This is a genomic window from Geodermatophilus sp. FMUSA9-8 (genome assembly GCF_037034165.1).
Classification (GTDB): domain Bacteria; phylum Actinomycetota; class Actinomycetes; order Mycobacteriales; family Geodermatophilaceae; genus Geodermatophilus; species Geodermatophilus nigrescens.
This window is the reverse complement of record NZ_JBAGKE010000001.1, coordinates 447,345-470,022: the sequence shown is the minus strand read 5'-3', so window position 1 is coordinate 470,022 and position 22,678 is coordinate 447,345. Positions and strand designations below refer to the sequence as shown.

The following is a 22,678-nucleotide window of genomic DNA, read 5'->3' as shown; positions in this document are numbered from 1 at the left end:
CGACAGCCCTGCGACCGCCGCGGACCGCAACGCGGCTGCCACTCAGCCGGCGCCCGGCTCCTTCGCCAGCCCGCGCAGCAGGAGGCCGGTGAGCTGCTCGTAGGCGGCGGCGTCGTCGAGGCCGGTGCTCGCGGCCACCTGCCGCTGCTGGATGCGCACCATGACGGCGGTGACGACGTCGGCGGCGAAGGCGGCGTCGACCTCGCGGAAGGCGCCCTCGGCCACGCCGTCGCGGATGATCCCCTGCACCCGCGCGGCGGCCGCCCGGGTGTTGCGCTCGTAGATCTCCCGGGCCGGCGGGAAGGCGGCGACGTCGTCGTAGAAGCGGGCCGACGCCGGCGCGAGCTCCTCGGCCACCGCCCGGAGGTAGGCGACCAGCCGGTCGGCGGGCGGGCGCGGGGGCGCCAGCGCGGCCTCCACCCGGGCGGTGGCGGCGCGGAAGAAGTGCACGACCGCCACCCGCACCAGCTCGTCCCTGCTGCCGGCCAGCGCGTAGAGGGTGCGCTTGGAGCAGTGCAGCCGGGCCGCGAGGTCGTCGAGGGTGAGCGAGGCGAAGCCCTCGGCGAGCAGCACCTGCACGAGCTGGCCGAGGAGCTCCTCGTGCCGCGCGGCGCCGCGGCGCACCGGCACCCGCGCCTCCACCGACATGCCCCGATCCTCCCGCACGCCCGAACGGCCCCGCAGCGGTACCGTGGACACCGCCGCCAGTACCGATGAGGGGATCGCCGTGGCCGTCGACCGTCTGCTGCCCACCGACGAGGCGCAGGACCTGATCGAGCTCGTCCGGGACGTCGCCGACAAGGAGCTCGCGACGCGGGTCACCGAGCACGAGCGCGCCGAGACCTATCCCGAGGGCCTGTTCGCCACCCTCGGCGGGCTGGGGCTGCTCGGCCTGCCCTACCCGGAGGAGATGGGCGGGGGCGGCCAGCCCTACGAGGTCTACCTGCAGGTGCTCGAGGAGCTCGGTGCCCGCTGGGCCGCCGTCGCCGTCGCCGTCTCGGTGCACGGGCTGTCCTGCCACCCGCTGGCCACCTTCGGCACCGACGCCCAGCGCGAGCGGTGGCTGCCGGCGATGCTCGCCGGCGAGCAGATCGGCGGCTACTCGCTGTCCGAGCCCCAGGCCGGCTCCGACGCCGCCGCGCTCGCCTGCCGGGCGGAGCGCACCGAGCAGGGCTACCGGGTCACCGGCACCAAGGCGTGGATCACGCACGGCGGGAAGGCCGACTTCTACGCGCTGTTCGCCCGCACCGGCGAGGGCTCCCGCGGCATCTCCTGCTTCCTCGCGCCCGGGCAGGTGGAGGGCCTGAGCTTCGGCCGGCCCGAGGAGAAGATGGGCCTCACCGCCATCCCGACCACCTCGGCGCACTGGGACGGCGCCCTGCTGGAGGCCGACCGGCTGCTCGGCGCCGAGGGCCAGGGCCTGTCGATCGCCTTCTCCGCGCTGGACTCCGGCCGCCTGGGCATCGCCGCCGTCGCCACCGGCCTCGCGCAGGCCGCCCTCGACGCCGCCGTCGGCTACGCCCAGGAGCGGACGACGTTCGGGCGCAAGATCGCCGACCACCAGGGGCTGGGCTTCCTGCTCGCCGACATGGCCGCCGCCGTCGACTCCGCCCGCGCCACGTACCTCGACGCCGCCCGCCGCCGCGACCTCGGCCGCCCCTACGGCCGGCAGGCCAGCGTGGCCAAGCTCGTCGCCACCGACGCGGCGATGAAGGTGACCACCGACGCCGTCCAGGTGCTCGGCGGCTACGGCTACACCCGCGACTTCCCGGTCGAGCGGTACATGCGGGAGGCGAAGATCATGCAGATCTTCGAGGGCACCAACCAGATCCAGCGCCTGGTGATCAGCCGCTCGCTGGCACCCTGACCCGGTGACCGCCCCCGCGCCCCGGCGCCCGCGCTCGGTCTACGGCGTGGGGGAGGAGCCGGACGCGCGGTTCAGCCTGGCCAACGAGCGCACGGCACTGGCCTGGATCCGGACGTCGCTGGCGCTGTCGGCGGCGGGCGTCGCGCTGGAGGCCCTCGACGTGCCGATCGCCGAGGGGCTGCGGCTGGCCTGCGCGCTGCTACTCGTCGGCCTCGGCGTCCTCGCGCCGGTGCAGGCGTGGTGGGGGTGGGTGGCGACCGAGCGGGCGATGCGGCTGGGCCGTCCGCTGCCGTCCCCCGTGTTCACCCCGGTGCTCGCGGCGGGGACCGCCGCGGCCGGCGTGCTGCTCGTGCTGGGCCTGCTGCTGCGGTGAGCACCGTCCCCGGGCCGGTGCCCGACGGCGGGCTGCAGGCCGAGCGCACGGCGCTGGCCTGGCGGCGGACGGCGCTGGCGATGGCCGTGGCCGCGGTCGGCGCCGGGCGCCTGGCCGCCCCCGTGCTCGGCGCGCTCGCCCTCGTGCTGGCCGGGGCCGGCCTGCTGCAGGCGGTGGCGGCCGGGGCCGGGGCGCGGCGCCGCCACCGCGAGGTCCGCGCCTCGCTGCTCACCCGCGGCGACCTCTCCGGCGTGCCCGGCGGCGGGCTCCCGGTCGCGGCGCTCGCCGCCGCCGGCGTGCTCACGGGGCTGCTCGCGCTCGCGTTCGTCCTCGGGCCGGGCTGACCCCCGGTCCGCACCCGGTGGGAGGCTGACCGCCGGCAGGAGGGGGACGGGATGCGCGGGGACGGGCCCGGGGCGGTGGTGGTCGGCGTCGACGAGTCACCGACCTCGCTGCGCGCGCTCGACTACGCCGCCGGCCTCGCCCGCCGCCAGTCCGGCCGGCTCGTCGTCGTCCACGTCCGCTCGCTGCGCCCGGTCGGCCCCGGCCTGGACGCGCTCGCCCCCGTCGCCGTGCAGGCCGCGCTCGAGGCGCGGCAGGCGACGGAGGACGACCTGCGCGCGGAGGCGCGGCGGATCGCCGAGCAGGGCGACGTCGAGGTGACCTTCGTGCTGCGGGTGGGCGAGCCGATGCGCGAGCTGTCCGCCGTCGCCGACCAGCAGCACGCCGACGTCGTCGTCGTGGGCGCCTCCACCCGCCCGGCGCACCGGCTGGCCGGCTCGCTGGCCGCCCGTCTGGTCCGCAGCTGCGGCTGGCCGGTCACCGTGGTGCCGTGACCGGTCCGACCATGCGCGCGCACGTGCTCTCCGGGCCCGGCGAGAGCGCGGTGCGGGAGGTGCCGGTGCCGGTCGCCGTGCCCGGCGAGGTGGTGGTCGACGTCGAGCGGGTCGGCGTCTGCGGCACCGACGTCGAGTTCGCCACCGGTGAGATGGCCTATCTGCACCAGGGGCACGCCGCCTACCCGATGCGGCTGGGCCACGAGTGGTGCGGCCGGGTGACGGCGGTCGGCGCGGGCGTGGACCCGGCCTGGCTCGGCCGCCGGGTCACCGGCGACACCATGCTCGGCGACGGCACCTGCCGCCGCTGCCGGCGCGGGCAGCAGCACGTGTGCGAGCGGCGCCAGGAGGTCGGCATCCGCGGCGGGCGGCCCGGCGCGCTGGCCGAGCAGCTCGCCGTCCCGGCGTCCTCGCTGCACCCCCTGCCCGACGCCGTCGACCCCGTCCTCGGCGCGCTCGTGGAGCCCGGCGGCAACGCGCTGCGCGCGGCCCGGGCGGCGGCCGCCGGGCCGGGGGACCGGGCGCTGGTCCTCGGGCCGGGGACGATCGGGCTGCTCACCGCGATGTTCCTGCGCGCCGCCGGCGCCGAGGTGCACCTGCTCGGGGTGGACCCCGCGTCGCTGGCCTTCGCCCGCGCGCTCGGCTTCCCGCACACCTGGACGGCGGGCACGCTGCCGGACCTGCCGTTCGACGCCGTGGTCGACGCCTCGACCGCCGCCGCCCTGCCGGCCCTCGCCCTCGAGCGGGTGGAGCCCGCGGGCCGCGTGGTGTACATCGGCCTGGCCGGGACGCCGAGCCGGATCGACACCCGCGACCTGGCGCTCGGGGACGTCACCGCCGTCGGCGTGCTGTCGGCCTCTCCGGGGCTGGCCGCCACCGTCGCCGCCTACGCGGTGGGCGAGGTCGACCCGCGCCCGCTGGTGGCCGCGACCGTCGGGCTGTCGCAGGTGGGCGCGGTGCTGGCGGGGGAGCGGCCGCCCGGCGCCGGGCCGGGGCCCAAGGTGCACGTGGACCCGCGGCTGCCCTGAGCGGCGGGCAGGATCGGCCCCGGCGGACGCGGCACGACGGGAGGACCGGGATGGCGAGCGAGGCGGACCTGCGGGCGCGGTGGGCGGAGGGCCGGGCCAGCCACGGGCTCTGGAGCCTGCTGCCCGGCGCGGTGACCGGCGAGGTGCTGGCGCGCACCGGCGCCGACCACGTCGTCGTCGACCTCCAGCACGGCGCCGGGACCGAGGCCGACCTGCCCGGGGTGGCCGCGGCCGTGACGGCGGCGGGCGCGGTCCCGCTGGTGCGCACCCGCAGCCCGCACTTCGCCGACGTCGGCCGCCCGCTCGACCTCGGCGCGCGCGGCGTGATCGTCCCCAACGTCCGCGACGCCGCGCACGCCCGCGAGGTGGTCGCCGCCTGCCGGTACGCCCCGGCCGGGGGCCGGTCGATCGGGCGGCTGTCCGGCGGGGCCGACGAGCCGCTGGTCGTCGTCATGGTGGAGGCCGCGAGCGCCCTCGACGACCTCGACGCGCTGCTCGCCGTCGACGGCCTCGACGGGGTCTACGTGGGCCCGGGCGACCTCGGGCTCTCGCTCGGCCTGGCGGGGGAGGAGCACCGGGCGGAGCTGCGCGGGGTGCTGTCGTCGATCGTCGCGCGGGCCGTGGCCGCCGGGGTGCCGGTGGGCGTGCACGCCTACAGCGGCGAGGAGGCGGCCGGGTACGCGGCGGAGGGCGCCACGATCGTCACGGTCGCCGTCGACGTCGCGGTGCTCGGCGCGGCGGCGGCCGGGCACCTGGCCGCGGCCCGGAGGTCGGCGCGGGGAGCGGGCGCCGGGGAGGCCTGACCCGCCTCAGCCGGCCGGCTCGCCGTCCGGCGGGTCCGGCTCCGCCGGCCGCGCGCGGAGGCCCTCGACCTCGGCGGTGAGCGCGGCGGCCCGCTCGCCCGCCCGCCGGGCGCCCGCCTCGGCGTCGGTGGCCCGGCGGGCGGCGTCCTCGGCGCGCCGCGCGGCCGCGGCGGCCTCCGCCAGCGCGTCACGGAGGTCGCGCTCGGCGGCGGCCGCCCGCGTCGTCGCCTCCGCCGCGCGGTCGCGGGCCTCGCGCTCCCCGCGCCGGGCGGCGTCCCGCTCGCGCTCCGCGTCGCGGGCCCGCTCGCCCGCGCGGGCCGCGTCGGCGAGTGCCGCGTCGCGGGCGGCGGCCGCCTCGTCCCGCTCGCCCGTCCGCTCCCGCAGGGCGGCGGTGAGGGTCTGCTCGGTGACGCCCCACCGGGCGCGGGCCTCGACCAGCTCGTCGTGCTCCCGGGCGGCCTGCGCCCGGGCCTCCTCGGCGTCCCGCCGCGCCCGCGCCGTCTCCCGCTCGGCGTCCCGGGCGGCCGACCCGGCGTCCTCGGCGCGCTGCTCCGCCGCCGTCCGCTCCTCCTCGGCCGCCCGGCGCGCGGCCTCCGCCCGGTCCCGCTGCTCCTCGGCCGCCTCGCGGGCGGCGTCGGCGGCGGCGACCCGGCCGGCGGCGTCCTCGCGGGCGGCGGTGACCGCCTCCTCGGCGGCGACCCGGGCGGCCTCGGCCGCGCTCTCGGCTGCGCGGCGGCCCTCCTCGGCCTCCGCCCGCAGCTGCTCGTCGCGGCGGGCCTGCTCCTCGGCGCGCAGCCGGGCCGCGTGCGCGCCGTCGACGTCGGCCCGCGCCTGGGCGAGCCGCGCCTCGACGGTGGCCTCGTCCCGGTACTGCGCGAGGGCCTCGGCGGCGGCGGTGAGCAGCGCGGCCTGCGCCTCCGCGGCCTCGGCGGCCTCGCGGGTCGCCTCGGCCCACCGGCCCACGAGGTGCCGGACCCGGCCCTCGGGCGGCAGCTCCTCGGCCAGCGCCGTGGCGGTCGCGGTGAGCCGGCCGTTCCGCCGCCCGGCGGCGCGGGCGCGCGCGGTGCGCGCCGTCTCGGGGTTGTGGTCGGGCCGGTCGCAGAACCGGGGCGACGGTCCGCTGCGCCCGGGGACGCGCGGCCGCGGGGGAGCGGGACAGCCCGGGAAGGCGCACCGGGTTCCGTCCTGCGCGTCGTCCTGCTCCGTCATGCCGGACGACGATAGACGGATGTGCGGTCCATGTATCCATCCGTGCGGATCACAAGGGCGTCCTGATGGGCGGTCGCTTCCGAGAAGCACCTACTCTACGAAGTGATGACGGAGGACCCGACGACGCGAGCGGTGACCCCTCGGACGGGCGGGGGACCGCTGCTGCCGGGCGACCTCAGCGCGGTCGGCGCCTACCTCGACGCGTCGCACGCCGACTCGACGCGGGACGCCTACGCGCGCGACGTCGCCGCCTGGGAGGCGTGGTGCCGGGGCCGCTCGCTGCCCGTGGCGCCGCCTGCCGATCCCCTGGCGGTCGCGGCCTGGCTGGCCGGGATGGCCGACGAGGGGCGCAGCCCGCGATACGTCGCCCGCCGGCTGTCCGCGCTCAACGACCTGCACCGCCGCGCCGGGCTGACCCCGCCGGGGGACAGCGAGGGCGTGCGCCGGACGCTCACCGGCATCCGCCGCACCGCCGTCCGCAGCGGCTACCGGCCGCGGCGGGCGCGGGCGGTCGACACCGCCACCGTCCGCGCGCTCGTCGAGGACCTGCCGGACACCCTCGCCGGCACCCGCGACCGCGCCCTGGTGCTCGTCGGCTTCGCCCTGGGGCTGCGGGCGTCGGACCTGTGCGGGCTGCGCGTGGACGACGTCGTCCCGGCCGGCCACGGCGGCCTCGACGTGCTGATCCGGTACTCCAAGACCGACCAGGAGGGCGCCGGGGAGACGCTCGCGCTGGCCGAGGGGGTCCGCGCCACCACCTGCCCGGTCCGCGCCGTGCGGGCCTGGCTGGCCGCCCTCGCCGGCCAGGGCGTCACGTCCGGGCCGCTGTTCCGGTCGGTGGGCAAGGGGCGCGCGCCGCGGCTGGGGGAGGCACCCCTGACCACGCGCAGCGTCGACCTCGTGCTGCGGCGCGCCGCCGAGCGGGCCGGCGTCCCCGTCGAGGGACTCTCGCCGCACTCGCTGCGCCGCGGCTTCGCCACCACCGCCTACGCGCAGGGTGTGCCGGAGAAGGAGATCAGCCGGACCGGGCGGTGGCGGTCGCTCGTCGTCCGCTCGTACGACGCCTCCAGCAGGTGGGCCGACCCGGCCTCGGGCTCCCTCGGCCTCTGACCCCACCCGCCCGACCCCGCCGACCCGGCCCCCGCGGCGACGGCGGGATACTCGTGCCGACGGAGTCCGCCGGCGGCCCCGCGTCGAGGAGGTCCCTGCACGTGCCGAGAGCCCTGCTGCTGGAGAACATCGACCCGGTGGCGGCCGACCTGCTCGGCTCGGCCGGGTACGAGGTCGAGTCGCTGCGCGGCGCGCTGGACGAGGACGACCTCGTCGCCGCCCTCGACGGCGTGGACCTCCTCGGCATCCGCTCGAAGACGCAGGTGACCGCGCGGGTGTTCGCCGCCCGCCCGTCCCTGGTCGGCCTCGGGGCCTTCTGCATCGGCACCAACCAGATCGACCTGCGCGCCGCCGCCGGCGCCGGGGTGGCGGTGTTCAACGCGCCGTACTCCAACACCCGCAGCGTGGTGGAGATGGCGATCGCGGAGATCATCATCCTGGCCCGCCGGCTGGTCGACCGGGACCGCGCGCTGCACGCCGGCTCCTGGGACAAGTCGGCGTCGGGCAGCCACGAGGTGCGCGGCCGGACGCTCGGCATCGTCGGCTACGGCAACATCGGCAGCCAGCTGTCGGTGCTGGCCGAGGCGCTGGGCATGCGGGTGGTCTTCTACGACCTCGAGGACAAGCTGGCGCTGGGCAACGCCGAGCGCTGCGACACCCTCGAGGAGCTGCTCGAGCGGGCCGAGACCGTGACGCTGCACGTCGACGGACGGGCCGGGAACGCCGGCATGTTCGGCGCCGAGCAGTTCGCGCGCATGCGCCGGCGGAGCCTGTTCCTCAACCTGTCCCGCGGCTTCGTCGTCGACCACGAGGCGCTGCGCGAGCACATCCTCAGCGGCCACATCGCCGGTGCCGCCGTCGACGTCTTCCCCGACGAGCCGCGCGAGCAGGGCGACCCGTTCACCTCGGTGCTGCGCGGGCTGCCCAACGTGATCCTCACGCCGCACGTCGGCGGGTCGACCCAGGAGGCGCAGCACGACATCGGGCGGTTCGTGGCCGGCAAGCTCGTCGACTACACCGGCGCCGGCACGACGACGCTGAGCGTCAACCTGCCCACCGTGGCCCTGCACGGCTCCTCGGCCGACCGGTTCGCGCTGCTGCACCGCAACGTGCCCGGCGTGCTGGCGCGGGTCGACGCGCTCGTCGGCGAGCACGGGCTCAACGTCGATGGCCAGGTGCTGGCCACCCGCGGAGAGCTGGGGTACGCGGTCACCGACGTCAGCGCGCAACTGCCGGAGGAGCTCGTCAAGGCGCTCGAGGCGCTGCCGGAGAGCGTCCGGCTGACCACCTTCCGGCACAGCGGGGCCTGACCGCGCCAGGACGTCGGTCCGGCGCAGGTCACCACCTACTGCCTGGACTGAGCCCTCAGGCGGGGCGCGGCCAGAACGCGAGCAGGGTCCGGATCCCGGTGACCAGCGCGAGCGGGCGGTCGAGCATCGGGTGGTGCCCGGCGTCGGGCAGGTCGACGACCGGCAGGCCGCCGGGCACCAGGGCCGCCATCTCGGCGGCCATCCGCGGGTCCACGAGCCCCTTCTCGCAGCGGAACAGCGCCGCCGGGACCGTCAGCCGCGGCAGCAGCTCGGTGAGCAGCGGCGGGGAGCCCCACAGCTGCGGGTCGAACTTCCAGGTCCACCCGTCGCCGTCCCGGCGCAGCGAGTCGGCCGCGACGTGCTCGCGGACGTAGGGGAGCAGCACGTCCTGCGCCGGGACGGTGCGGAACCGCCCGACGGCCTCCTCGACGGTCGGGTAGGTGCGGTGCGGCCGGCGCCGGTCGCGCAGCTGCTCCTCCTCCGGCGGCCGGCGCACCAGGGGTGAGTCGATGACCGCGACGCCGGCGACGGCGTCCGGGTGCTCCACGCCGACCACGAGGGACACCCAGCCGCCCATGCTGTGCCCGAGGACGACGGGCCGGGAGAGGCGCTCGGCGTCCGCTACGGCCACGACCTCGCGCGCCCACGTGCCCATGTCGTAGGCGGCGCGGCGGCCGCTGTCGCCGTGCCCGCTGAGGTCCAGGGCCACCACCCGGTGCGAGTGCAGCTGCGGGGCCACGTGGTCCCACCAGCCGGAGTGGGCCGCGCCGCCGTGCACCAGCACCAGCCCGGGACGCCCGGCCTCGCCCCACACCCGGTAGCGCACGGGCGTGCCGTCGACCTCGACCTCCCGCCGCTCGGGTGCCTGCGCGAGCGCGGCCGCGAACCAGGCGGGGGCGGCGCCGGTCTCGGTGGCGGCGGACATCGGCGGCTCCTCGGGGTGCGGCGGTCGGCCCGCCGATCATCCGGGGGGCCGCCGTCAGCCGAGCAGCCGCCCCCGCTCGGCGGCGTCGGGCACCGCGACGGCGGTGCGCAGCGCGTGCCGCGGCATCGACCCGCGGTGCTCGGTGATGAAGGTGGCCACGGCCTCCGGTCGTCGCGGATCGACACCGGGAACGACCCCGCCAGGACCCCGGACCCATCGGCGCAGCCTGGTTGTGCGCACCCATGACGGACTTCTGCTTTCGCGAGCGCACAAGTGGCTAGGTTAGGTGACGTGGGGCACAGCCCCACTCGCGGACGGGGACGACACCCCGCCGCCCGGGCGCCTCGGCCGAGGTGCCCGGGTGCGCGGGACGTCGGCTCCGCGAGCGACGACGTGCACCGCTGCACCCGTCGAGAGGGATCCACCCGAGGTGAAGAGAAGTCTCCGGTCCACGGCCCGCGCCGTGCTCCTGGCCGCCCTGTCCGCCGTGCTGTTCATCGGCCTGGCCGGCACCGCCACCGCCGCGCCACCGACGACGTCGCCCGGCGCGTCCGACTGCGCCGGCCGCGGCGTGCCGCTGAGCAAGATCTCCGTCCAGCTCTACACGTTCGCCGAGTACATCGGCGGGGGCGCCGGAGAGCAGGCGCGGCACGAGGAGGTCCTGCGGCGGCTGGCCGAGATGGGCTACCGCAACGTCGAGCCGTTCACCCTGAGCGGCTGGACCGCCGAGGAGTACCGGGCCCTGCTCGACGAGTACGGGCTGAAGGCCTCTGCTCGCCACGTCGACGTCGGCACGCACACCGCCCCGGCCGACATCGCGCGGATCATCGAGGACAACCGCGTCCTGGGCATCAAGTACTTCGGGTCCGGCAGCAGCGCCGGCGCTCCGTGGATGCAGCCGCTCCCCACCGAGGCCGACTGGGTCGCCTACGCGCGGTACCTCGACGCCGTGGGTGAGCAGGCCCGCAAGGCCGGCCAGACGCTGATGATCCACAACCACGACTTCGAGTTCACGCGCGTCTTCGGCGACCGCACCGCCTTCGACATCCTGATGGCGAACACGCAGAAGAAGAACGTCGTCTCCCAGCTCGACCTCTACTGGGTGTCCCGCGCCGGCCTCGACCCGGTCGACGTGCTCGAGGAGTACGGGAACCGCATCCAGCTGTTCCACGTCAAGGACCTCAACCCGGCGCTGGGCAACCGGATCGAGATCGTCGGCCGCGGGACCATCGACTTCCCGGAGGTCTTCGCGGCGGGCGGCGGCAGCACCCGCTACTTCGTCGTCGAGCACGACCCGCGCTTCGGTGACCCGACCTTCGACCCGTTCGAGGCGGCCGAGGAGGGCCTGGCCTACCTCACCTGCACCACCTACTGACACATCGCACTCCCGCTCGTCGGGGGCGGTCCCGGGTCTCCCGGGGCCGCCCCCTCGCGCGTCCGGCGCCGGTGGCAGCATGCGGCCGTGCACCCTCCCGAGTCGCCGTCCGAGCTCCCCGGCGAGCGGGGCGGCACCGCGTTCGTCCTGGGCGGCGGGGGAGTGCTCGGCGCCGCCGAGGTCGGCATGCTGCAGGCCCTGTTCGACGCCGGCATCCGGCCCGACCTGGTCGTCGGCACCTCGGTGGGCGCGGTCAACGGCGCGTTCGTGGCCGCCGACCCCACGCCGGACGCCGTCGGCCGGCTGCGCGCCGTCTGGGAGGAGCTGGCCTCGAAGCGCGTGTTCGCCGGGTCGGTGGTCGCCCGCGTCGGCACGCTGGTGCGCACCCGCACCCACCTGCACCCGCGCGAGCCGCTGCGCGAGCTGCTCGAGTCCTCCCTGCCGGCCGACTTCGCCGCGCTGCGGGTGCCGTTCCAGTGCGTCGCGGCCAGCATCGAGCGGGCCGCCGAGCGGTGGTTCACCGACGGCCCGCTGGTCGACGCCGTCCTCGCCTCCTGCGCCGTGCCCGGCCTGCTGCCGCCGGTGGAGATCGACGGCGAGCACCACCTCGACGGCGGGCTGGTGCACAGCATCCCGGTCGGCCGGGCCGTCGCCCTCGGCGCGCGGACGGTCTACGTGCTGCACGTCGGCCGGGTCGACCGCCCGCTGCGCCCGCCCACACGGCCCTGGGAGGTGGCCACGGTGGCCTTCGAGATCGCCCGCCGGCACCGCTACTCCGCCGACCTCGCCGCCCTGCCGCCCGGGGTGACGGTGCACGTGCTGCCCGCCGGCGACGACGCCCCGCCCGGCGCGGCCAACCTGCGCTACCGCGACTTCTCGGCGGTGCCCGACCGCATCGAGCGGGCCCGCGCCGCCGCGGCGGGGTCCCTCGCGCGCGCCACCCCCGGGCAGGCCTGACGTGCTGCCGCCGCGCCCCGTGCGCCGGGTGGCCGGCCCGGTCCTGCTCGGCCTGCTCGTCGCGGGCGTCGTCCTGCTGCCGGTGCTCGCCGTCGTCGCGCTGGTGGCCTCGTTCTTCCTGCCCGGCCGGCTGCGCGCGCTGCGGCTGCTCGCGTTCGCGCTGGTCTACCTGGCGATGGAGGTGGCCGGCCTGGTCGCCGCCGCGGTGCTGTGGGTGGCCGGTGGCGCCGGCCGGGCCGTGCGCGCCCGGCGGTGGCGGGCGGCGCACTACACCGTGCTGCGGGTCCTCCTCGACGTCGTCATGCGCGCCGCGCAGCGGCTGTTCGCCCTGCGGCTGGTCACCGACGGCGAGTCCTGGTCACCTCTCGACGACGGTATGCCCGGCTCCACCAACGCCATGGTCGTGCTGTCCCGCCACGCCGGGCCGGGCGACTCGTTCCTGCTGGTCAACACGCTGATGAACCGCGACCACCTGCGCCAGCCGCGGATCGTCCTCAAGGACACCCTCCAGCTCGACCCGCTCATCGACACCTTCCTCAACCGGCTGCCCAACTCCTTCGTCTCCGCGGGGCCGGGGGCCGGCGAGCGCGCGGAGCGGGCGATCGCCGACCTCGCCCGCGACCTCGGCGAGGAGGACGCGCTGCTGATCTTCCCGGAGGGCGCGAACGCCACCCCGCGGCGGCGGCTGCGGGCCATCCAGCGGCTGCGCGACCGCGGGCTGGTGGCGGCGGCGCGCCGTGCGGAGGCCATGCGGCACGTGCTGCCGCCGCGTCCCGGCGGTGTCGTCGCGGCGCTGCAGGCGGCACCGCACGCCGACGTCGTCCTGGTCGCGCACACCGGGCTGGAGCACCTCGACAGCGTCCGCGACGTCTGGCGCGAGCTGCCCATGGACAAGACGCTGCACCTGCGCTGGTGGTTCGTCCCGGCCGCGGAGGTGCCGCGCGGGGAGGCCGAGCTCACCGACTGGCTCTACCGCTGGTGGGAGACGATCGACGCCTGGATCACCACCACCTCGGCGGCCGAGGACACCGGCCGCTGACCGGCCGGCGGGGGAGTCCCGCCGCCCGCCCGGGCGTCAGGTGCGCACCGGTGTGCCCGGCTCGGCCGGCACCGCCGCACCGCCGGGCGGCACGTCGGCCCCGTCCGGGCGCTCGTCGGGCCGCCGGGCCAGCCGGGAGGGCCACCACATCCACCGGCCGACGTCGAGCGTGAGCGCCGTGACGAGCACCGAGCGCACGATGATCGTGTCCAGCAGCACGCCCAGCGCGACGGCGATGCCCAGCTGGGTGAGGAACGTCAGCGGCAGGGTGCCGAGCACCGCGAACGTCGCCGCCAGCACCAGCCCGGCCGAGGTGATCACCCCGCCGGTGGCCGCGAGGCCGACGAGCGCGGCGCGCCGGGTGCCGTGGTCGACGGCCTCCTCCCGCACCCGGGTCATCAGGAAGATGTTGTAGTCGATCCCGAGCGCGACGAGGAACACGAACACGAACAGCGGGAACGAGCTGTCGGTGTCGGTGACGCCGAGGACCGCGTCGAACAGCAGCGCGCTCAGGCCGAGCGCCGCGCTGAAGCTCAGCACCACGGTGGCGATGAGCAGCAGCGGCGCCACGACCGCCCGCAGCAGCACCCCGAGCACGGCGAGCACCACGAGCATGATCAGCGGGATGACCACCCGGTTGTCCCGCTGGGAGGCGGTCTGCACGTCGAGGTTGAGCGCGGTGTTGCCGCCGACGACAGCCTGCCCGTCGCCGGCGTCGTCCAGCGACACCCGCAGCCGCTCGACGGTGTCCGCGGCCGCCGGGCTGTCGAACGGATCGGCCAGCGACGCCTCGACCAGTGCGTCGTCCCCGACGACCTGCGGCTCGCGCACCTCGGCGATGCCGTCGTCGGCCGCGACGGTCTCCGCGACCTCCGGGGCGGAGTCCGCCGTCGTCACGACGTAGACGGAGTTGCCCGCGACGGCGGGGAAGTGGCGGGCGGCCGCCGCGTCGCCCTGCACCGACTCCGGCTCGCCGCGGAAGCCCTCGGCCTGGGTGAGGCCGCTGGGGTCCAGGCGGAACACGGCGGTGCAGGCGAGCAGGAGCAGCAGGCTCGTGACCACCCAGGTGACCCGCGGCCGCGGCCGGAGCGCCGCGCCCACCCGCGCCCAGAACCCGGTCGCGCTCGGCTCGGCACTGCCGAAGGCGGGTCGCACCGGCCAGAACACCCACCGCCCGCAGATGACCAGGAGCGCCGGCAGCAGCGTCATGAGCACCACGAGGGTGACCGCGACGCCGATGGCTGCCACCGGGCCGAGGCCCGCGGTGGAGTTCATCTCCGCCGCGACCAGGCACAGCATCCCGAGGACGACGGTCCCGCCGCTCGCCAGCACCGCGGGGCCGGCCCGGTGCACGGCCTCGGTCATCGCCTCGTGCCGGTCGGCGTGCAGCCGCAGCTCCTCGCGGTAGCGGGCGACCAGCAGCAGCGCGTAGTCGGTGCCCGCGCCGACCACCAGGACGGTGAGGATGCTCGCGCTCTGCGCGTTGACCGTCAGGTCGGCGTACCGGGCGAGCAGGTAGACCACGGCCTGCGAGCAGAACAGCGCGATCACCGCGGAGAAGATCGGCAGCACCCACAGCACCGGGCTGCGGTAGGTGAGCAGCAGGATCAGGACGACGACGCCGAGGGCCGCGAACAGCAGCGTCCCGTCGATGCCGGCGAAGGCCTCCGACGAGTCGGCCGCGCTGCCGGCGGGGCCGGTGACGTAGGCGTCGAGCCCGGACGGGCCGTCGGAGACCTCGGCGCGGATGCCGTCGACGACCGGCGCGATCGCCTCCCAGCCGTCGGGCCCGACGTTCAGCGGCACGACCAGCTGCAGCGCCTGCCCGTCCTCGGACGGGACCGGGCCGACCACCTCGCCGTCGAGCGCCTCGAGCCCGCCGAGAACCTCGACGTCGGCCTGCACGGCGGCGGCGTCCTCGGCGGTGAGCCCCGCGGCCCGCTCGTAGACGACGACGGCCGGGATGAGGTCGGGGTCCGAGCCGAGCTCGGTCTGCAGCTCCAGCGCCCGGGTCGACTCGGCCTCGGCGGGCAGCCAGGCCGCGACGTCGTTCTCCTGCTGGTCGGGGAGCCGGCCGGCCAGCGGCGCCGACACCGCGGCGAGGACCAGCCAGACGACGAGCACGACCCACTTGAGGCGCGGGTGGCTGACACGGGACGCGAACGACCTGCCCACGGGGACCCCTCCGGGAGAGCCGGGGGCCCCCGCGACCCCGGACGGCGACGGTGCGGCCCGGACGCTAGCGACGGCCGCTCCCGCCCGGCACCCGGTCCCCCCGCGGTTCGCGGCGTCCGCCGGGCGCGTGTCACGGGGCGTGACCGCACCGCCGCCGGACGGTGGCCGGTCGGCCGGGCCGGCGCCGCAGGCGGGGTGGTGCGCGTCTTAACCGTCTCGAAACGCTCCGCGCCCGGCCGCGAAACGACCCGTTCCTAGCGTCCGTCGCGAGCGGGCGCCGGACCGGCGCCCGGCCGAGAGACGGAGAGCCGCATGCCCCTTCCCCGCCGCGCCGCGCGCGCCGGAGCCCTGCTGACCGCCGCCGTCCTGGCGCTCACCGCCTGCGGGTCCGGCGACGAGCCCGCCGCGGCCGCCGGCGAGGGAGGCGGGGACCTCGGCGAGCTGACCCTGCAGCTGTCCTGGATCAAGAACGCCGAGTTCGCCGGCGAGTTCTTCGCCGACACCAACGGCCACTACACCGACGCGGGGTTCACCTCGGTGACGATGGACCCCGGCCCCGGCGCGATCGAGACCCTGGTGGCCACCGAGGACGCCGACTTCGGCCTGAGCAACGCCGTCTCCACCGCCCAGGTGATCGCCGAGGAGGACGCGCCGCTCAAGATCGTCGGCACCAAGTTCCAGAAGAACCCGTTCACCATCCTGTCGCTGGCCGACGGGGGGAACATCGCGACGCCGCAGGACCTCGTCGGCAAGCGGATCGGCGTGCAGGCCGGCGGCAACGAGACGCTGTTCGACGCCCTGCTCGAGGTCAACGGCATCGACCCGGCCGACGTCGAGAAGGTGCCGGTCGAGTACGACCCGGCCCCGCTCATCGACGGCGAGGTCGACGGCTTCCTCGCCTACCTGACCAACGAGTCGATCACCGTGCAGTCGCAGGGCATCGAGGTCACCAACCTGCCCTTCGCCGACAACGGGCTGCCCTTCGTCGCCGAGTCGGTCATCACCACCGACCGGATGATCGCCGAGGAGCCGGAGCGGGTGATGGCCTTCCTGGAGGCCGAGATCCGCGGCTGGCAGGACGCGCTGGCCGACCCGGCCGAGGGTGCCCGCCTGGCGGTCGAGGAGTACGGCGCGGACCTGCAGCTCGACATGGCCAAGGAGCTCGAGCAGTCCGAGGTCCAGGCGGGGCTGATCGTCACGCCCGACGTCGAGGCCAACGGCCTGTTCACGATCACCGACGAACTCATCGAGCAGAACATGGCCACGCTCGAGGCCGCCGGCATCGACATCGCGGCCGAGGACCTCTTCGACCTCTCGCTCCTGGAGCAGCTGCTCGAGGAGAAGCCCGAGCTCACCGAGCTGCCCGCCTGACCGACCCGTCCGGGAGACCCGACATGACCGACGTCGTCACGACGTCGACGGGCGCCGGTGCCGGTGGGGCCGCGGGCTCCACCGGCACCGGCGTGCGGATCGACCACCTGACCAAGACGTTCCGGACCGGCCGCCGCACGGTGCAGGCCCTGGAGGACGCCACCCTGTGGACCGACCGGGGCAGCTTCCTGTCCCTGCTCGGGCCGTCGGGCTGCGGCAAGTCCACGATCCTGCGGATCCTCGCCGGCCTGGAGGAGCCGACGTCGGGCTCGGCGCTGGTCGACGGCCGCACGCCGCAGCAGCTGCGCCGCGACCACGACCTGGGCATCGCGTTCCAGGACTCCGCGCTGCTGCCCTGGCGGTCGGTGGTGTCCAACATCCGGCTGCCGTTCGAGGTCTCGGGGCAGCGGCCCGACGACGCGCTCGTCGCCGAGCTGATCCGGCTGGTCGGCCTCGAGGGGTTCGAGAAGGCCAAGCCCGCGCAGCTGTCCGGCGGCATGCGGCAGCGGGTGTCGATCGCCCGCGCGCTGGTGGTCCGGCCGTCGGTGCTGCTGCTCGACGAGCCGTTCGGGGCGCTGGACGACATGACCCGGCAGCGGCTGAACGTCGAGCTGCTGCGGATCTGGACGGAGAAGCCGGCGACCACGCTCATGGTCACCCACGGCATCTCCGAGGCGGTCTTCCTGTCCGACCGGGTCGCGGTGATGAGCGCGCGGCCCGGCCGGGTCCAGGAGGTCATCGACGTCGACCTGCCGCGCCCGCGGACGCCGGACATGATGCGCACGCCGGAGTTCCACGCCCTGCACGACCGGGCGTCCGAGCTGCTGTTCGGCGGCGCCGCGGCGGCGGGCGAGTGAGCGTGGGCCTCGCCCGCGGGCCGGCGCGCTCCCTGGTGACCGGAGCGGCCGGCATCGCCGCGCTGCTCGCGGTCTGGTGGCTGGCGGCGGTCACCGTGCTGTCGGGCGCCCGCGTGCCCACGCCCGGCGGGGTGGCCGGCGCGGCGGTCGACGGCGGCTGGCGGTTCTGGTCGCTGCACTTCGGCATGACGCTGCAGGAGGCCGCGGTCGGCTTCAGCTACGGAACGCTCGCCGGCCTCGTCGTCGCCTCGCTCGTGCTGCTGCTGCCGGTCGCCGAGGCGGTGCTCATGCAGGTCGCCGTCATGAGCTACTGCGTGCCGCTGGTGGCGGTGGCGCCGGTGCTGTTCATCGTCATCGGCAACCCCGACGAGGGGCAGCGCTCGGGCACCGCCACCGCGCTCGCGGCCCTCTCGGTCTTCTTCACGACCGTGGTCGGGGCGGTTCTCGGCCTGCGCTCGGCCGACCGCGCCAGCCTCGACGTGGTCCGCGTGTTCGGCGGCGGGCGGGTGCGCCAGCTGGTGGAGGTGCAGGCGGTCGCCGCGCTGCCGTCGCTGCTGGCCGCGCTGCGGATCGGGGCGCCGGCGGCCTTCCTCGGCGCGATCCTCGGCGAGTACGTCGGGGGCGTGCAGCGGGGCGTCGCGCTGGTGCTCAAGATCGCCCAGCAGAACGTCGACGTCGAGCAGGCGTGGGCGGTGGGCATCGGCTGCGCGCTGGTGGCCGGCGCCTTCTACGCCGCCTTCGGGCTGGTCGGCCGGCTGGTCACCCCGTGGTCGCGAGGGGCGGCGACGTGACCGCGGTGCTGCCCGGCGCCGGCCAGGCGCCCGCGCCCGGGCGGGCCGGCTCGCTGCTGCGCGCGGTGCTGCGCCAGGTGGGCACCGCGGTGCTGGTGCTCGCCGTCGTCGTGCTGCTGTGGACGGTGCTGCTGCGGGTCTTCGACGTCTCGCCCTACGTCGGCAAGACGCCGGCGGAGGTGTGGACGACGCTGTTCGGCGAGGACGACTCCGCCGAGCTGCGCGCCGAGATCGGCGCCCTGCTCGGGCAGACCCTGCTCGACGCCGGCGTCGGCTTCGGAGCGGGGCTGCTGTCCGCCGTCGTGCTGGCCGCGGTCGTGGTGCGCTACCGGCTGCTGGAGGGCGCGGTCATGCCGGTGGCGCTGGTGCTGCAGACCGTCCCGCTCATCGCGCTGGCGCCGATCCTCATCCTCGCCGTGGGCCGCGGGTACGTCCTCGTCGCCACGATGAGCGCGATCGTGGTGCTGTTCCCGGCGCTGGTGAACATCGTGCTGGGCCTGCGCTCGGTCACCCCGCAGATGCGCGACCTGGTGCTGGTCTACGGGGGGTCGCCGTCCACGGTGCTGCGCCGGGTCGGCTTCCCCTCCGCGCTGCCGGCGCTGTTCGCCTCGGTGCGGATCGCCGTGCCCGGCGCGCTCACCGGCGCCCTGCTCGCCGAGTGGCTGGCCACCGGCAAGGGCATCGGCTACGCCGTCGTCTCGGCGGCCGGCCGCTCGCAGAACGCCCGGGTGTGGGCGCTGGTCGTCGTCGTCACGGTCACCGCGCTGGTGCTCTACCTGCTGGCGCAGCTCGTGGAGGCCGCCGTGCTCAGCCGGTTCGGCCGCGCGGAGGCCGCCCGGTGACCCTGACCGTGCACTCCACCCCGACGCCGGCCGACCCGGCGATCGACGCCATGGTGGCCGCGCTGCCCAAGGTCAGCCTGCACTGCCACCTCATCGGCAGCGTCGCACCGGGCACCGTGCTCGACCTCGCCCGGAAGCACGGCGTGCGGCTGGGCCGCTCGGCCGAGGAGCTCTACGAGCACGACAGCTACGAGGACCTCGGGGAGTTCCTCCGCGTCCTCGACGTCGTCGGCTCGCTCATCCGTGACCCCGACGACTTCGCCCGGGTGACCTACGAGTCGCTCACCGCCGGCGGCGCCGCGCACGGCGTCCTCCACCGCGAGGTGCACCTGAGCCCGCCCGGCCACCCCGGCGTGCCCTACCCGACGATCCTCGAGGGCGTCCTCGCCGGCGCCCGCGACGCCGAGGCCGACACCGGCATCCAGGCCCGCTTCCTGGTCGGCATCTGCCGGGAGCGGTCGGGTGCCGCGGCCGTGGAACTGGTCGAGCAGGTGGTCGCGCACCGCGTGGACGAGGTCCTCGGCATCGGCCTGGACTACGCGGAGGTCAACGGGCCGCCCGGGCGGTTCGTCGAGGCCTACCGGCTCGCCGCGCGCTCGGGCCTGCGCCGCACCGCGCACTCGGAGTCCGGGCCGCCGGACCACGTCCGGGTGCTGCTCGACGAGCTCGGCTGCAGCCGGGTCGACCACGGCTACCACGTCGTCGACGACCCGGAGCTCACCGCCCGATGCGTCGAGGAGCGGGTGCCGTTCACCTGCACCCCGGTCAGCTCCGACATCGGCCGCTACTCCGGCAGCGGCGACGGCAGCCACCGCCGGATCGCCGAGATGGTCGACGCCGGGCTGCTCGTGACGATCGACAGCGACGACCCGCCGATGTTCGGCACCGACCCGACGCACGACCACCGCGTCCTCGCGCACGCGCTCGGCTGGCGCCGCGACCGGCTGGCCGACCTCACCCGCAACGCCGTCGAGGCCTGCTGGCTCGACGACACCGACAAGGCCGCCCTCCTCGCCCGCGTCGAGGCGCAGGTGGCGGCCACCCCCGACGCGCCCCCGGCACCCCAGGAGGACCCCGCATGAGCACGCCGTTCACCGTCCCGACCGTCGACGTCTCGCCCTACGTGCGCGGCGGCACCGCGGAGGAGCGCGCCGCCGCGGCCGCCGCCTTCGACGAGGCCGCCCGCACCGTGGGCTTCGTGCAGGTGGTCGGCCACGGCGTGCCCGAGGCGGTCACCGACGCCTTCGCCGCTGCGCTCGACGAGTTCTTCGGCCTGCCGCTGGAGGTGAAGAAGCGCCACCGGACGCCGCCGGAGGTCAACCGCGGCTACGCCCCGCCCAAGACGGAGTCGCTGAGCCTGAGCCTGGGCCTGGCGCCCGCCAACCGGATGCACGACTTCTTCGAGGCGTTCAACGTGGGCGCCGCGGTCTCGGACTTCCCGGGGCTGGACCTGCCCGAGGCCGACTACCCGGAGAACGTGTGGCCCGCCGAGGCGCCGTCGTTCCGCCCGGCGGTGGAGGCGTACTGCGCCGAGGCCGCCCGGGTGGCCCGCACGCTCACCACGCTGTTCGCCGACGCCCTCGGCCTGCCGGCCGGCTTCTTCGCCGGCTACACCGGCCACAGCCTCGACGTCCTCCGGATGAACAACTACGCCCTGGAGCCCGGCGCGCTCGAGCTCGACGGCGACCTGACCGGCATGGGGGAGCACACCGACTACGGCATCGTCACGGTGCTGTGGGCCGACCAGGTGGCCGGCCTGCAGGTGCTCGGGCGCGACGGCGGCTGGCACGACGTCATGCCCGCCGACGGCGCCCTGCTGATCAACCTCGGCGACCTCATGGCGCGCTGGACCAACGACCGCTGGATGTCCACCCTGCACCGGGTCAAGCCGCCGATCGTCGACGGCACGATCGCCCGCCGGCGCAGCGCCGCCTTCTTCCACGACGGCGACGTCGACGCGGTCATCGAGACGCTGCCCACCTGCGTCGGCGACGGGTCGCCCTACCCGCCGATCACGGTCGGCGAGCACATCCGCGCCAAGCTGGCCGGCTCGCGGGCCGGCGTGGCCAACCCGGAGGCCGCGCGCGAGGCGGCGCGGGTGCTCGCGGCGCAGGGCGGCGCCTGACCGGCCGGGAGGCCCTACGGTCCGGCGGCATGGCGCAGCCGGTCCCGCTCCTCGTCGTCACCGCGGTGCAGCTCGCCGCCCAGGCGGCCGGGCACGCCGTCGCGCTGCGGCGCGGGCGCGCCTTCGACGTCCCGTTCCTGACCGGCAGCCCGGAGCACCTGGTGCGCGACTGGCTGTGGTTCGGCACCGCCTACAGCGCGCCGCCGTACCTGCTCGTGCCGCAGGCGTGGGCGCTCGCCCGGTTGCTGCGCGGGCCGGACGACCGGGCGCGCTGGGTGCTGCGCCGGATCGGGGCCGGCCTGACGGTCGGCTACCTGAGCGAGCGGTCCGTGCGCGCCCGCGTCCGCCCGGGCGGCCTGGACCCGGTCGAGACGCCCGTCGTCGTGGCCGGCTGGGGCTGCGCGGCGGCGATGGCGCTGCTCGCCGGGCGCCCGGGTCCGGCGGTCAGCGCAGCGGGGAGCGGCGGACCAGCTCGCGGGCGATGACGGTCCGCTGGATCTCGTTGGTGCCCTCGCCGACGATCATCAGCGGGGCGTCGCGGAAGTAGCGCTCGACGTCGAACTCGGTGGAGTAGCCGTAGCCGCCGTGCACCCGGACGGCGTCGAGCGCCACCTGCATCGCGGTCTCCGACGCGAACAGCTTGGCCATCCCGGCCTCCATGTCGGCGCGCTCGCCGGCCTCGTAACGGCGGGCGGCGTGGAGCACCAACTGCCGGGCGGCGGTGAGCCGGGTGACCATGTCGGCGAGCAGGTTACCCACCGACTGGTGCTCCCAGATCGGCCGGCCGAAGCTCTCCCGCTCCTGCGCGTAGCGCACCGAGTCCTCCAGCGCGGCGCGGCCCACCCCGAGCGCGCGGGCGGCCACCTGGATCCGGCCGATCTCCAGCCCGCGCATCATCTGGGCGAACCCGCGGCCGGGCTCGCCGCCGAGGACCGCGTCGCGGGGCACCCGCATGCCGTCGAAGGACAGCTCGCAGCTCTCGACGCCCTTGTAGCCGAGCTTGGGCAGGTCCCGGGAGACGGTGAACCCCGGGCCCTTCTCCACCAGCAGCACGCTGATGCCGCGGTGCGCCGGGCGCGCGTCCGGGTCGGTGCGGCACAGCAGCGCGACCAGCCCGGACCGGCGGGCGTTGGTGATCCACGTCTTCGACCCGGTGACCACCCACTCGTCGCCGTCGGGGCGCGCGGTGGTGCGCATCGCCTGCAGGTCCGAGCCGCCGCCGGGCTCGGTGAGCGCCATCGTGGCCCGCAGCTCGCCGGTCGCCATCCGCGGCAGGTACCGCGCCCGCTGCTCGTCGGTGCCGTGCGCGAGCAGCAGCCGGGCGACGACGGTGTGCCCGCCCATCGCGCCGGCCAGGCTCATCCACCCGCGGGCGAGCTCCTCGGTGACCGCCGCGAAGCACGGCACCGACACGTCGGACCCGCCGTGCTCCTCCGGGACGAGGAGACCGAAGACGCCGAGCTCCCGCATCCGCCCGATCAGCGCCTCCGGGTAGGTGTCGGAGTGCTCGAGCTCGCGGACGACGGGGCGCACCTCCCGGTCGACGAACCGGCGGACCACCTCCACCACCGCCGTCTCCTCGGCGTCGAGGTCGTGCAGGGCGGCGGGGTCGGGCACGGCGTCCTCCAGGTCGGCGGGCTCGGGCACATCCTGTCGGGTCGCCCGGCGCGTCGCGGAACCCTCGC

Annotated in this window: 23 protein-coding genes; 18 read left to right on the top strand and 5 right to left on the bottom strand. The window is 76.4% G+C overall.

Annotation, left to right across the window (positions count from 1 at the left end):
- Positions 1-42 precede the first annotated feature (42 nt).
- Positions 43-648 carry a TetR/AcrR family transcriptional regulator gene (locus WA616_RS02275; protein ID WP_336026944.1) on the bottom strand — a complete coding sequence of 202 codons (606 nt, stop codon included), beginning with the start codon at positions 646-648 and terminating at the stop codon, positions 43-45.
- A gap of 79 nt (positions 649-727) precedes the next feature.
- On the opposite strand from WA616_RS02275, the gene WA616_RS02270 reads away from it, so the two are divergent.
- Genes WA616_RS02270 through WA616_RS02245 form a run of 6 tightly spaced genes read left to right on the top strand, consistent with a single transcriptional unit; the run spans position 728 to position 4,907 of the window.
- Positions 728-1,867, top strand: a complete 1,140-nt coding sequence (locus WA616_RS02270; RefSeq protein WP_336026942.1) for an acyl-CoA dehydrogenase family protein — start codon at positions 728-730, stop codon at positions 1,865-1,867.
- A 4-nt stretch (positions 1,868-1,871) separates the two neighbouring features.
- On the top strand, positions 1,872-2,240 hold the full coding sequence (locus tag WA616_RS02265) for a YidH family protein (RefSeq protein WP_336026940.1): 369 nt from the start codon (positions 1,872-1,874) through the stop codon (positions 2,238-2,240).
- Positions 2,237-2,584 carry a DUF202 domain-containing protein gene (locus tag WA616_RS02260; protein ID WP_336026938.1) on the top strand — a complete coding sequence of 116 codons (348 nt, stop codon included), beginning with the start codon at positions 2,237-2,239 and terminating at the stop codon, positions 2,582-2,584. The genes WA616_RS02265 and WA616_RS02260 overlap by 4 nt, the downstream gene beginning before the upstream one ends.
- 51 nt (positions 2,585-2,635) lie before the next feature.
- Positions 2,636-3,076: a universal stress protein gene (locus tag WA616_RS02255; RefSeq protein WP_073419986.1), complete on the top strand. Its 441-nt coding sequence runs from the start codon at positions 2,636-2,638 to the stop codon at positions 3,074-3,076.
- Positions 3,073-4,104 carry a zinc-dependent alcohol dehydrogenase gene (locus tag WA616_RS02250; protein ID WP_336026937.1) on the top strand — a complete coding sequence of 344 codons (1,032 nt, stop codon included), beginning with the start codon at positions 3,073-3,075 and terminating at the stop codon, positions 4,102-4,104. Before WA616_RS02255 ends, WA616_RS02250 begins: the two co-directional genes overlap by 4 nt.
- 50 nt (positions 4,105-4,154) lie before the next feature.
- The gene (locus tag WA616_RS02245; protein ID WP_336026935.1) at positions 4,155-4,907 is read left to right on the top strand and encodes an HpcH/HpaI aldolase family protein; all 753 of its coding nucleotides are present in this window, start codon (positions 4,155-4,157) and stop codon (positions 4,905-4,907) included.
- A gap of 6 nt (positions 4,908-4,913) precedes the next feature.
- Here the strand turns inward: WA616_RS02245 and WA616_RS02240 are convergent, their stop codons facing one another.
- Positions 4,914-6,116 (bottom strand): hypothetical protein, encoded by a 1,203-nt coding sequence (locus WA616_RS02240; protein ID WP_336026933.1) that lies wholly within the window; start codon positions 6,114-6,116, stop codon positions 4,914-4,916.
- A 132-nt stretch (positions 6,117-6,248) separates the two neighbouring features.
- Here WA616_RS02240 and WA616_RS02235 point away from each other — a divergent pair, with 132 nt between their 5' ends.
- Both WA616_RS02235 and serA read left to right on the top strand, forming a co-directional pair.
- Positions 6,249-7,226 (top strand): site-specific integrase, encoded by a 978-nt coding sequence (locus WA616_RS02235; RefSeq protein ID WP_336026932.1) that lies wholly within the window; start codon positions 6,249-6,251, stop codon positions 7,224-7,226.
- A gap of 101 nt (positions 7,227-7,327) precedes the next feature.
- Positions 7,328-8,536, top strand: coding sequence for a phosphoglycerate dehydrogenase (gene serA / locus WA616_RS02230; RefSeq protein WP_336026931.1), 1,209 nt, complete (start codon positions 7,328-7,330; stop codon positions 8,534-8,536).
- Positions 8,537-8,591: 55 nt separating this feature from the next.
- Here the strand turns inward: serA and WA616_RS02225 are convergent, their stop codons facing one another.
- Positions 8,592-9,461 carry an alpha/beta fold hydrolase gene (locus tag WA616_RS02225; RefSeq protein WP_336026928.1) on the bottom strand — a complete coding sequence of 290 codons (870 nt, stop codon included), beginning with the start codon at positions 9,459-9,461 and terminating at the stop codon, positions 8,592-8,594.
- A 463-nt stretch (positions 9,462-9,924) separates the two neighbouring features.
- On the opposite strand from WA616_RS02225, the gene WA616_RS02220 reads away from it, so the two are divergent.
- From WA616_RS02220 to WA616_RS02210, 3 genes are all read left to right on the top strand, one after another.
- Positions 9,925-10,836 carry a sugar phosphate isomerase/epimerase family protein gene (locus WA616_RS02220; RefSeq protein WP_336026925.1) on the top strand — a complete coding sequence of 304 codons (912 nt, stop codon included), beginning with the start codon at positions 9,925-9,927 and terminating at the stop codon, positions 10,834-10,836.
- A gap of 87 nt (positions 10,837-10,923) precedes the next feature.
- Positions 10,924-11,793: a patatin-like phospholipase family protein gene (locus WA616_RS02215; RefSeq protein WP_336026923.1), complete on the top strand. Its 870-nt coding sequence runs from the start codon at positions 10,924-10,926 to the stop codon at positions 11,791-11,793.
- Between the two features lies 1 nt (position 11,794).
- Entirely contained in the window at positions 11,795-12,832 is a 1,038-nt protein-coding gene (locus WA616_RS02210; RefSeq protein WP_336026921.1) for a lysophospholipid acyltransferase family protein, read from the top strand.
- A gap of 36 nt (positions 12,833-12,868) precedes the next feature.
- Here the strand turns inward: WA616_RS02210 and WA616_RS02205 are convergent, their stop codons facing one another.
- A complete protein-coding gene (locus WA616_RS02205; RefSeq protein WP_336026919.1) occupies positions 12,869-15,007 on the bottom strand; it encodes an MMPL family transporter in 2,139 nt (712 codons plus the stop codon).
- Positions 15,008-15,319: 312 nt separating this feature from the next.
- Between WA616_RS02205 and WA616_RS02200 the strand changes: the two genes are divergently transcribed.
- The 7 genes from WA616_RS02200 to WA616_RS02170 are packed head-to-tail and all read left to right on the top strand — an operon-like array spanning position 15,320 to position 21,478.
- Complete coding sequence (locus WA616_RS02200) at positions 15,320-16,378, top strand: ABC transporter substrate-binding protein (protein WP_073419977.1); 1,059 nt, start codon at positions 15,320-15,322, stop codon at positions 16,376-16,378.
- A gap of 23 nt (positions 16,379-16,401) precedes the next feature.
- The gene (locus tag WA616_RS02195; protein WP_073419976.1) at positions 16,402-17,235 is read left to right on the top strand and encodes an ABC transporter ATP-binding protein; all 834 of its coding nucleotides are present in this window, start codon (positions 16,402-16,404) and stop codon (positions 17,233-17,235) included.
- Positions 17,232-18,026 (top strand): ABC transporter permease, encoded by a 795-nt coding sequence (locus WA616_RS02190; protein ID WP_336026915.1) that lies wholly within the window; start codon positions 17,232-17,234, stop codon positions 18,024-18,026. The genes WA616_RS02195 and WA616_RS02190 overlap by 4 nt, the downstream gene beginning before the upstream one ends.
- Positions 18,023-18,868, top strand: coding sequence for an ABC transporter permease (locus tag WA616_RS02185; protein ID WP_336026912.1), 846 nt, complete (start codon positions 18,023-18,025; stop codon positions 18,866-18,868). Before WA616_RS02190 ends, WA616_RS02185 begins: the two co-directional genes overlap by 4 nt.
- Entirely contained in the window at positions 18,865-19,950 is a 1,086-nt protein-coding gene (add, locus tag WA616_RS02180; protein WP_336026910.1) for an adenosine deaminase, read from the top strand. The genes WA616_RS02185 and add overlap by 4 nt, the downstream gene beginning before the upstream one ends.
- Positions 19,947-20,993 carry an isopenicillin N synthase family dioxygenase gene (locus tag WA616_RS02175; protein ID WP_073419974.1) on the top strand — a complete coding sequence of 349 codons (1,047 nt, stop codon included), beginning with the start codon at positions 19,947-19,949 and terminating at the stop codon, positions 20,991-20,993. Before add ends, WA616_RS02175 begins: the two co-directional genes overlap by 4 nt.
- Positions 20,994-21,022: 29 nt before the next feature.
- The gene (locus WA616_RS02170) at positions 21,023-21,478 is read left to right on the top strand and encodes a hypothetical protein (RefSeq protein WP_336026907.1); all 456 of its coding nucleotides are present in this window, start codon (positions 21,023-21,025) and stop codon (positions 21,476-21,478) included.
- On the opposite strand, the gene WA616_RS02165 is transcribed toward WA616_RS02170, so the two are convergent.
- Positions 21,438-22,640 carry an acyl-CoA dehydrogenase family protein gene (locus WA616_RS02165; RefSeq protein WP_336026905.1) on the bottom strand — a complete coding sequence of 401 codons (1,203 nt, stop codon included), beginning with the start codon at positions 22,638-22,640 and terminating at the stop codon, positions 21,438-21,440. The two genes, WA616_RS02170 and WA616_RS02165, sit on opposite strands and share 41 nt — an antisense overlap.
- Between the last annotated feature and the right edge of the window lie 38 nt (positions 22,641-22,678).